Below are 9,658 nucleotides of genomic sequence, written 5' to 3'. Positions count from 1 at the left end.
CCCCCCTTTTTAAGGGGGGCTAGGGGGGATCGAGAGAAGGTGAACATCGTTAAGAGCAGTTTGTGTATAAGCAGTAGCCCCTAGGGAGAGGGCTAGGGTGAGGGCTTTCCGGGATCTGGCTAATTTTGTCAGTCAACCAGCTCTGGGGCTACTCATGCAATATGAACCGTGTAACATGACCAGAGAAAAGAGTGAGCCATGGCTCACTCTTTTCTCTGGCTCTGAATTTGGACTCGGTCACTCGTCCGATGCCAGGTTATGCGTTGATCTGGGCTGCGGAATCAGCGGGGGTTTTGCCATTACTAGCATGGTTACCATTGCGGGGCGAAATCACCCCAAACCCGCCATGATTTCGACTGTAGATCACATTAATTTCATTGCTTTCCTCATTGAGAAACACATAGAAGTCGTGATCAACCAATTGAAGCTGATGCAGGGCATTTTCAACGGACATGGGCGGCATCGCAAAGTACTTCATCCGCACCACTTCTGCCGGCAGTTCCGGAGCGCGATCGCCAATCAGGTCTTCTGTTAAAACCTGCTCATCAAGGCGAACTGCTGTTTTCGGCTGGGATTGAGTTTTATGCAGGTGCTTCTCTTTATACTTGCGAAGCTGCCGCGTGATCTTATCTGCAACAAGGTCAATGCTGGCATACAAATCGGCGCTGTTTTCTTGCGCACGGATCACCGTCCCATTCGCATGAACCGTCACCTCTGCGGAGTGACTGTTGCTGATGCGGGGATTACGCGCTACGGAAAGATGCACATCAATCGTAGTGGTGATACCTTGAAAATGTTTGACAGCTTTCTCCAGCTTTTGTTGCACATAATCACGAATCGAATCCGTAACAGTAATATTATTGCCCTGGATTAAAAGCTTCATATTTGAACTACTCCATTGTGTAGGATGGAAGTCGAACCAGTCTAGTAAATTAAATGTAAATATGGACTAGATGGACGACAGTAAAAACTTATACAGGCGTTCCGATCAACAGTCGTGACGTAACAGGATCATCCGAGGGGTTGTGATGTCTTGACCTCTTTTGCTGCTACTGTGCCAACGTTTAAGGATGAATGAGTGGAACGATGCTCATGAGAGGCTAACCTCATCATCACGATTGAACTGAACTTTGCAACCATGATTCAATCTCCTTAAGGGTGACTCTGGCTTACTCCTTAATCATTGATCTCTATACTTTTACCCTAGCACTTTGTATTCTGGAGAACGTAACCTCTTGACTTCTCTTTACCATCCTTTGCATCCTGTGATAGTCCTTGACAAAATGCCGGTTCCATCTCCACGCTTATGACGGACTCGTTACCCGGTTGTTACCTCTACCTACTGGATTGTTTGGAGTATCAGACGGTTTGGCAATGGCAGCGATCGCTCCTCAAAGCCCGCTTAGACAATCCTGCCCTTGCCGATGTCCTCCTCTTAGTCGAACATCCGCCGGTCTATACCCTCGGAACCGGCAGCACCTTAGACCATCTCAAGTTTGACCCAGCCCACAGCCCTGCTGCGTTGCATCGCACCGAACGCGGCGGCGAAGTGACCTACCATTGTCCGGGGCAGTTGGTGGGCTATCCCATTGTGAACCTCTGTCGCCATCAGCCGGATCTCCATTGGTATTTGCGCCAATTGGAGGCGGTGATCATTCAAACCTTGGCCGCTTTTGGGGTGCAGGGGGAGCGGGTTCCGGGGTTAACGGGGGTTTGGGTGGAGGGGGTGAAGGTGGCAGCGATCGGGATTAAGGTGAAGCGGTGGATCACGATGCATGGGTTTGCCCTCAATGTCTGCCCCGATTTAGCGGGGTTTGAGCAGATTGTGCCCTGTGGGATTCGCGATCGCGCCGTGGGATCGTTAGTGCAGTTTGTGCCGGAGGTGACCATGGCGCAGGTGCGGGCCCAGGTGATCCTAGCCTTTGAGCAGATTTTTCACTGTCGCCTTCTGCCCCAGGTGGGTTTACCCGTAGTCTGAAGCCCTTGGGGAGCGATCGGGGGAGTTACCCTCGATTCATCTAGATCGATTGCGATCCGGCTTGATTGCGATCGCGGGGCCATACTTTCACAACCTTTTCACCTCCGCCTAAGAGGCTGTTTGAAAAGTTAAACTCAGATCCAAATCATGAGCCTCACTCAATGGAAACAAGGGGCTTAAGCCCCTTGCCTCTCTATTCAAGACACTTTTTAGACAACCTCTAAGGGGTTCACGGCCAGAGAATAAGCTGAACAACGCTAGTCCACGGTGCGTTGCTCTTGGGCCTTTTGGTAGACTTTGCCCCACTCTGACATGACTTGGGATTTCTTGAGGTTCAGATCGTTGGCAATGTTTTCGATGGGTTCGGACATTTTGAGCTTGGCGACCAGTTGCTGCTGTTGTGGGGTTAATTCGTCCCAAAACCGTTGCCATTGAGAGGACGTTAAACCGAGATTATGGTCATGGATAGACACTTGCAGCCAATTAGCCACTAATTCCGGACGGCCTTTGAGGGCAAAAATTTTCACGGCATGGTAGCTGACTTTTTCCCGGAGTCGATAAATCTGTTTAACGGGAAGTTGCAGGTCTTGGGCGATCGCTTCTTGGGAATTGCCCTGTAAATAGAGCCGCAACCAGTCCACCGCCAAGGGTTCAACATGCTCGCGAAGATAGTCTTCAAATTCCTGTTGCACCGCCTGGCGCATCACCTGCTGCTCTTCCCATTCCTGCGCCGTCTGATAATCACTCACCGCCTCCGTATCAAACAGACTCACGGAGGATTCCCCCTCATCGAGGCTGATCTCTTCGGAAATCATCTTAATCCGTTCGGCTTGGGGCACTTGGGTCATTCCCCCCCGCTGCGATCGCCGTAGATAATTGACAAACCGATACACCAGCAACGGTTGATTACGGATCGGGCGCATGCAATATTCTTCGATGCTGGCCAACAGTAGGGCGTTGCGTAACGTTGGCTCCGGGGTGCATTGGGCAATGAACGCAATGGAGGTTTGCAGGTAGCGATCGCTGTTGAGCATTTCCTGAATCACCTCCTGCAACACATCCGCAACAGCACGATGGCGATCGCGACTCAAGGCAACCCAGGTACGAATTTTGTTGCGCACCACCATCAACGACCCTAACCGTTGAATCAGGTTTTGATACGCTTTGCCCGGACTTTTGTTTAAATATCGCTGACAGAGAATCCGATAGCGATAGTCCATCGATTGGGCCGTAATCCGTCGGTAGGTGGCATCCAGTTCTAACAGGCGATCCACATCATCGCCCAGCAGCCACTGCACAATGCTCTGACGTTTGGCCAGGCGCAGTGCCGGGTGTTCAGCCTCCAGATGCGATCGCCAATGATCCACCAAGCCTTCAACCCACTCCATTGCCACTGTGTCCTGTGTCATGTCAAGATTATCAGTACTTATACTCATTTAACCTGCGAGATAATCACCAGCCCTCACCCTAGATCTTAAATCACGGTCTTCAGACTGATCAGACTGATCAGACATTCTTTCCGGGGGTTCCCCTGCCGTCCCTGCTCCCCGCAAAATCATGACGAGGCCTGCGATCGCCACCACTTCCCCCCAACCAAAACCCAGCAACCAATCCAAGGAACGTCAAGAAAAACTTACGTTTAGCTTGACAGACTTCAACATAATAATTAACATCTAGCCCATATGAGTCCTATTACTCATGCTCAAGTTCCATCGACCTAATCGCTAAATTGCATATCTTTAAAGTTGTAAAGCTGCAAGTCACGATTAGTTGGTATAACTAAAGCTCTCAAGCACGTTAACCATCGTGTATTCCACGGCCATAGTGTGAGGAAAGTCAATGTCCAAGAATTTGAAAAAAGCCTTATTCGTTACTCCGGCTGCGCTCAGTGCAGCCCTGTTAGTTTCCGGTGATGCTCTGGCTCAAAGCTTCAGCAGCGAAACTTCTGCGAACGACCTGTTGCAACAAATTGAAGCCTACAGTGCTGAAGGCACCAGCTCCATGGGCCAAGGCCTGACCGGTGCATCTCAATTCAGCGATGTTTCCCCCGGTGACTGGGCATTCCAAGCCCTCGATGACCTTGTGCGCCGCTACGACTGTCTCAAGGGGTATCCCAACGGAACCTACCGGGGTAACCGCGCTCTCTCCCGCTACGAGTTTGCCGCAGGTTTGAATGCTTGTCTTCAACAAATCGAGCGTCTCATCGCAGAAACCACCGCCGATTTCGCCACCAAAGAAGACCTCGAAACCATGAGCCGCCTCATGGAAGAGTTTGAAGCTGAACTCGCCATGCTCGGCACTCGTGTTGATAACCTTGAATCCCGCGTTGCCTTCCTCGAAGACAACCAATTCTCCACCACCACCAAACTCGCCGGTCAAGTTGTCTGGACGCTCGGTGTACCCTGGGGCGGCACGGCTGGCTTGCCAGTAAACGATGAACTGACGTTCAACTACCGTGCTCGGTTAGCCTTCGACACCAGCTTCACGGGTAAAGACCGCTTACGAACTCGCCTTGATACCAGTAATGCCCTAAATGGATCTTTCTCTGGCGGTAACCTGGGAACGGCCAACGCGAGCTTGAACGCATATGGTAATGAAGATAATACCGTCAACGTTGACAAAGTGTGGTATCGCTTTCCTGCTAATGACAAGCTAATGTTGCATGTCGTGGCGCGAGGTGCCTTTATTGACGACATCTTTGATGCTGGCAGCACCGCTCCTTACTCCTACGACGATGTGCCCATCGGGAATGCCTACAACACCGCGTTCCACGATACCCACGGGACGGGAACTGCTGCGGTTGCCGCCAACTACATGATCAATGACACCTTCGGCATTGACGTTGGGTTCTTCAGTGCCCAAGCCAACAACGCGACTCGCGGGCTGTTCGGCGGTAACATTGCCCTGCCGATTCAGTTAAACGCCGACTTCGATAAGCTGCAATTGGCATTGGGTTATGCTCGTACCTTTGCTCCGGGTGGCGAGGTTGCCCTCAGCAGCGCAGGCACCAGCAAAGCAATTACGCCGTTTGCTGATACAGCAACTTCGGCAAACCACTACCACCTCTCTGCTTCCTATGATGTGAGCGACAGCATCAATGTGAGTGGTTGGTTGGGCTACACTGAAGCGTTCGCTGAAGTGGGCTCCGCGACTGGTCCTTATCTGATTAATAAAGGTGAATCAGCAAATATCTGGAACTGGGCGTTCAACGTGTCTTTCCCCGACCTCTTCCAAGAAGCTGATGTGTTACGTCTTGGCTTTGGTCAGTTGCCCACGGCTGCTCGTGTTCAAGGCGCAACGCCTGATGATGATTCCTCTGCGTTGATGGCGAATATTGAATATCGCTTCGATGTTACGGACAATATTCAGTTGGCTCCGGCGTTCTTCGCTGTCTTCAACCCCGAAGGTCGTGAATCTAACGACACGATGTACGCGGCTGTGCTGCGGACGATCTTCAGCTTCTAAGCTGAGGTATGACGCTCTCAACATGATTCTGAAGGATCAGTAATAAGAAAAGGGAACCGCTTTTGCAGTTCCCTTTTCTGTTGTTGATGGATTAGGACGGCTTACCAGCCCCAAGTGCCGCTGCCACCTTTGAAGGGGCCGACAATGTCGGAGGTGATCCAGCCGCCGTAAAAATCTCCGGCTTGGGCTTGGGCTTTTTCGCCATCGACGTAGCAGGCTTCCATCCGGCTGGGATAGAGGGCGATCGCATCCCGAATGGCGTTGAAACTTTCGGTTGGTTCGGGGTATTGCCAAGCGACATTGGGCAAGACGGTATCACCGACGGTGATCGTGTAGTAGTTCGCCACGCCTTTCCATTCACAGAGGGAATGATGGGGAGTGAGGCTGAAATATTGCATTTGTATATCCGCGATCGGGATGTAATACGCCGGGGGGTGGCTGGTTTCCAAAACGCGGATCGTGTTGCGGCTGTCGGCGATCGCCACACCGTTGCAGATCACTTGAATATGTTTGGTGCTGGGTTGCGCGATCGCAGGTCGGGGATAGTCCCAGACGGATTCTTGGCCGGGTTGGGGTTCGATGCGTTGGGGACGAGGAGAAAACATCATTGATTCAGGACTAAACAGGATGAAATGAAAACAGCAGCGATCGCATCTGGATCACTGCTGTCTAGTGTAAAGAGTTTCAGCCGAGGCGTTAGGCAAAGCGACGACGGAGGAGGGGCTGAATCAGGAGGAGGGCGATCGCATCAAAACCGAGCAACACCGCCAACATCACTGCAAAATTCATCTCACCCCAGGGGGCAGCCATCACCACACTCCCCAGCGACCAATCACTATTGAAATAGAGATACCGAATCGGCTCGATCGCGTAGGTGAGGGGATTCAGCGCCGCGATCCACTTGAGCCACGGAGCCATGAACGACAGGGGGGCGAGGGCGGTACTGGCGAAGAGTAGGGGCAAGTTGGTGACGAAAATAACGGCGATCAGTTCAATGTGACCGGGCAGGGCGAAGGCGAGGCCTAAGCTCAGGGCCGTTACCCCCAGGACGATTAAGAAGACGATGAGCGCGATCGCACCGAGTCCCAACAAACTCGGCATCCCCGCTCCCAAAACCGCACTCGCCCCCACAATCACCGCCGTTTGCAAAAAAGCGAGGCTGATAATGTAGATCGTCGAGGCTGCCACGATGGAATAGCGCGAGGATAGGGGCGCGACGAGGAGCCGATTGAGAAAGCCAAATTCGCGGTCAAACATGACGGGTAAGCCCGCATTCAATGCCCCGGAAAACGCCGTAAAGACGATTACCCCCGGCGCGAGGAACTGCCCATAATTCACATCATCGCCAAAGAGATTTTGCGGCGCATTGTAGAACAGTGCGCCAAACAAAACAAGCCACATCAACGGCTGAATCACCCCCGCCATTAGCGTGGAGGGGCGGCGTTGCAGTTGGATGAATAAACGTTTCGTGAGGGCGAGGGTTTCTTGGCTAAATTCGGCGATCGCGCTCGGTTCCGGTGCGTCTGCCGCCGTGGGCGCGAGATTAAACGGGGACGGTGAGATGGATTGACTCATAGTGAATTGCTCCGAAATGCGTAAGTCTTGATCGCGAGTCTAAATCAGGTCGATACCTTGGAAAACAAGGGGCTAAAGCCCCTTGCCTGATTGGGGTTAGGACGCTTTCATGGCCTGTTTTTTCTCTTTTTTGAGATCCCGTGAACTGGCGGCGGCCAATTCGGCATCCATTAGCGTGCGACCCGTGGCCGCGAGATAAACATCATCTAAGCTGGGGCGCGATTGAGCGAGGCTAAAGGTGGGCAAGCCGATCTCGCTGAGGGTTTTTTCAATTTGGGTAAGGGGGTTGCAGTTGCGTTGCACAACCAAATTGAGGGAATTGCCTTGGGCGGTGTTGATGATCACGCTTTCCACAAAGGCTAAATCCTGTAATGTCCCTTGGGCTTGGGCGGCTTCGGCATCGGTGGCAAATTCCCGAATCCGGAGGGTAACGCGATCGCCCCCGACGCGATCCTTTAACTCAGAAGCCGTCCCCTCCGCCAACACCTTCCCCCCGTCAATGATTGCCAACCGATCCGCCAAGGCATCGATTTCTTCGAGGTAATGGCTCGTCATTAATACTGTTGTCCCGGCATCTCGCAACTGTCGCAAAAACTCCCAGACAATCAAGCGGCTTTCAATATCAAGGCCCACCGTTGGCTCATCCAATACCAACAACTCCGGCCGATGCAGTAAGCCCGCCGCTAAATCCAACCGACGGCGTAATCCCCCGGAATAGGTTCCCGTTTTCTGATCCGCATAGGGTGTGAGAGCGAGGAGTTCGATCAGTTGGGCGATCCGTTCTTGGGCGGTGGAGCGGGGAAGATGGTAGAGGGCGGCTTGGAGTTCGAGCAGTTCGCGCCCAGTCAGCACCTTATCGAGGGCCACTTCCTGGGCAACGTAGCCCAAGCGTCGTCGGGCTTGGCGGGGTTGGTCAATGACAGACACCCCGCAGACTTCAATCCGCCCTGCGTCGGGTTTAGCCAGCGTACAGAGGCAGCGGATTGTGGTGGTTTTGCCCGCACCGTTGGGGCCGAGGAGTCCGAAAATCTCCCCCCGCTCGACGGTGAATGAAATATCTTTAACCGCCTCGGTGTCGCCGTAGCGTTTTTGGAGATGGTCGATGACAACAGCAGCAGTCATAGCTTCACGAGTGACAGGGTTTTCATGTCTTCCATTCTAAAACGTTACGGATTGTGAAGGCGAAGGGGGGCGATCGCAGCTAATGCATTAACGCCTGCTTGAGCCGTTGGGGATCGCCTTGATCCACAATTCGCCCCTGTTGCAGCAGCACCGCCCCATCGCAATAGTCCAACTCATTGAGACGATGGGTAACCCATAGGGCGGTTAAGCCCCGATTGTTCACCAGTTGCCGCACCTGCTGCACCAGTTCAATTTGCGTGTCTGGATCAAGGAGGGCGGTGGGTTCATCGAGAATCAGCACTTCGCAATGGCGGGCGATCGCACCGGCGATCGCAATTCGCTGCTTTTGTCCCCCACTGAGGGCGTAGATCGGGCGGCGTTGAAACTCCAGCAGGTTAACCGCTGCCAAGGCCTCCCGCACCCGCGTCACCACCTCCGCCTCCGACAGGCGCTCACTGACCAAACCAAAGGCCACATCTGCCCCCACCGTCGGCATCACCAATTGATGATCGGGGTTTTGAAACACAAAGCCCACGGGTTGCTGTACGGCGATCGCGCCCGCTTGGGGGGTTAAGAGTCCAGCCAGAAGCTTCAGCAGCGTAGACTTACCGCTGCCGTTCGTCCCCAACAACATCCAAAATTCACCGCGAGGAATGCTCAAGGAACAATCCTGCAAGATCGGATGCTGCGATCGCCAGCCAAAATTGACCTGATTAACTGCGATCGCTGGCTCTTGTCCCTGTGAGGTGACCTCCCTCAACTGCCCTCACTCCCAATGCCCAAAAAGCCCGTCACCCGACCCGTTGATCCGGCCGTCTTTTCTGCCACCATCACAGCACTCACTTGGTCGCTCATAATCGTCACCAACTTATCCGGTTGCTTTTCACAGGACAGTTCAATCGGATAGGGCGGATTCGCTTGCATCGCTTCGCGAATCTGGTGATAGACCCCATGGGCTGCGTCTTTTTCCTTGCGTTGCACGGCAACAGGGATCGGCGAATACTTCAGAATTACGTCAATGCTGAACATGAAAAAAATGGGGATACTACAGGCTTACCAGAACCATTATCGAACATGGCGGGAATCTTGGTTCCCACAAGTCGATCCCCAGCTTGCCCTGAACCCCCTGCACCCATTAGGATCAACACCGTCCATTCTCAAACACGACCTGATCAATGTGATCCCCAATATCTTAAGGTTTTGTTTAATTCTGAGAATAGCCGTGCAAAAAACGGATGATTTATTATAATTAAGTGAAGAAACGTAAATTTTCTTGATCCTAGGTGCAGATATACTCTGTGCTGCCCTTATTACATTTTCTCAACGTTCTCCCCTAGGGGGAACTTGTCTGTTTACTTTTCGGAGATTTTAATCGAAATGACCATAGCTGTTGGAAGAACACAAGAGCGAGGCTGGTTTGACTCAGTGGATGACTGGCTCAAGCGCGATCGCTTCGTCTTCATCGGATGGTCTGGTTTGCTACTGTTCCCCTGCGCCTACATGGCCCTGGGCGGTTGG

Annotated in this window: 9 protein-coding genes and 1 pseudogene; 3 read left to right on the top strand and 7 right to left on the bottom strand. The window is 52.7% G+C overall.

Annotation, left to right across the window (positions count from 1 at the left end):
* Positions 1-256 precede the first annotated feature (256 nt).
* Positions 257-883: a ribosome hibernation-promoting factor, HPF/YfiA family gene (hpf, locus tag PN477_RS03400; RefSeq protein ID WP_272121606.1), complete on the bottom strand. Its 627-nt coding sequence runs from the start codon at positions 881-883 to the stop codon at positions 257-259.
* A gap of 423 nt (positions 884-1,306) precedes the next feature.
* Here hpf and lipB point away from each other — a divergent pair, with 423 nt between their 5' ends.
* A complete protein-coding gene (gene lipB, locus PN477_RS03395; protein WP_272121604.1) occupies positions 1,307-1,978 on the top strand; it encodes a lipoyl(octanoyl) transferase LipB in 672 nt (223 codons plus the stop codon).
* Positions 1,979-2,235: 257 nt separating this feature from the next.
* On the opposite strand, the gene PN477_RS03390 is transcribed toward lipB, so the two are convergent.
* Positions 2,236-3,387 (bottom strand): HetZ-related protein 2, encoded by a 1,152-nt coding sequence (locus PN477_RS03390; RefSeq protein ID WP_272121602.1) that lies wholly within the window; start codon positions 3,385-3,387, stop codon positions 2,236-2,238.
* 430 nt (positions 3,388-3,817) lie between these two features.
* On the opposite strand from PN477_RS03390, the gene PN477_RS03385 reads away from it, so the two are divergent.
* Positions 3,818-5,443, top strand: coding sequence for an iron uptake porin (locus tag PN477_RS03385; protein ID WP_272121600.1), 1,626 nt, complete (start codon positions 3,818-3,820; stop codon positions 5,441-5,443).
* 101 nt (positions 5,444-5,544) lie between these two features.
* On the opposite strand, the gene PN477_RS03380 is transcribed toward PN477_RS03385, so the two are convergent.
* The 5 genes from PN477_RS03380 to PN477_RS03360 all read right to left on the bottom strand — a co-directional run bounded on the left by PN477_RS03380 (position 5,545) and on the right by PN477_RS03360 (position 9,169).
* Positions 5,545-6,048: a DUF427 domain-containing protein gene (locus tag PN477_RS03380; protein ID WP_417158744.1), complete on the bottom strand. Its 504-nt coding sequence runs from the start codon at positions 6,046-6,048 to the stop codon at positions 5,545-5,547.
* Between the two features lie 91 nt (positions 6,049-6,139).
* Complete coding sequence (locus tag PN477_RS03375) at positions 6,140-7,018, bottom strand: ABC transporter permease (protein WP_272121596.1); 879 nt, start codon at positions 7,016-7,018, stop codon at positions 6,140-6,142.
* Positions 7,019-7,114: 96 nt separating this feature from the next.
* Positions 7,115-8,140, bottom strand: coding sequence for an ABC transporter ATP-binding protein (locus tag PN477_RS03370; RefSeq protein WP_272121594.1), 1,026 nt, complete (start codon positions 8,138-8,140; stop codon positions 7,115-7,117).
* A 79-nt stretch (positions 8,141-8,219) separates the two neighbouring features.
* Positions 8,220-8,900, bottom strand: coding sequence for an energy-coupling factor ABC transporter ATP-binding protein (locus tag PN477_RS03365; protein ID WP_272121592.1), 681 nt, complete (start codon positions 8,898-8,900; stop codon positions 8,220-8,222).
* Positions 8,897-9,169 carry a hypothetical protein gene (locus PN477_RS03360; protein ID WP_272121589.1) on the bottom strand — a complete coding sequence of 91 codons (273 nt, stop codon included), beginning with the start codon at positions 9,167-9,169 and terminating at the stop codon, positions 8,897-8,899. The genes PN477_RS03365 and PN477_RS03360 overlap by 4 nt, the downstream gene beginning before the upstream one ends.
* A 348-nt stretch (positions 9,170-9,517) precedes the next feature.
* Here PN477_RS03360 and PN477_RS03355 point away from each other — a divergent pair.
* Positions 9,518-9,658 (top strand): annotated as a pseudogene (locus PN477_RS03355) (photosystem II D2 protein (photosystem q(a) protein)); the annotation flags it as partial.

Origin of the sequence: Spirulina subsalsa CS-330, from assembly GCF_028330765.1 — a bacterium.
Classification (GTDB): Bacteria; Cyanobacteriota; Cyanobacteriia; order Cyanobacteriales; family Spirulinaceae; genus Spirulina; species Spirulina subsalsa_A.
The sequence above is the reverse complement of the archived record's forward strand: the minus strand, read 5'-3'. Positions and strand labels throughout refer to the sequence as shown.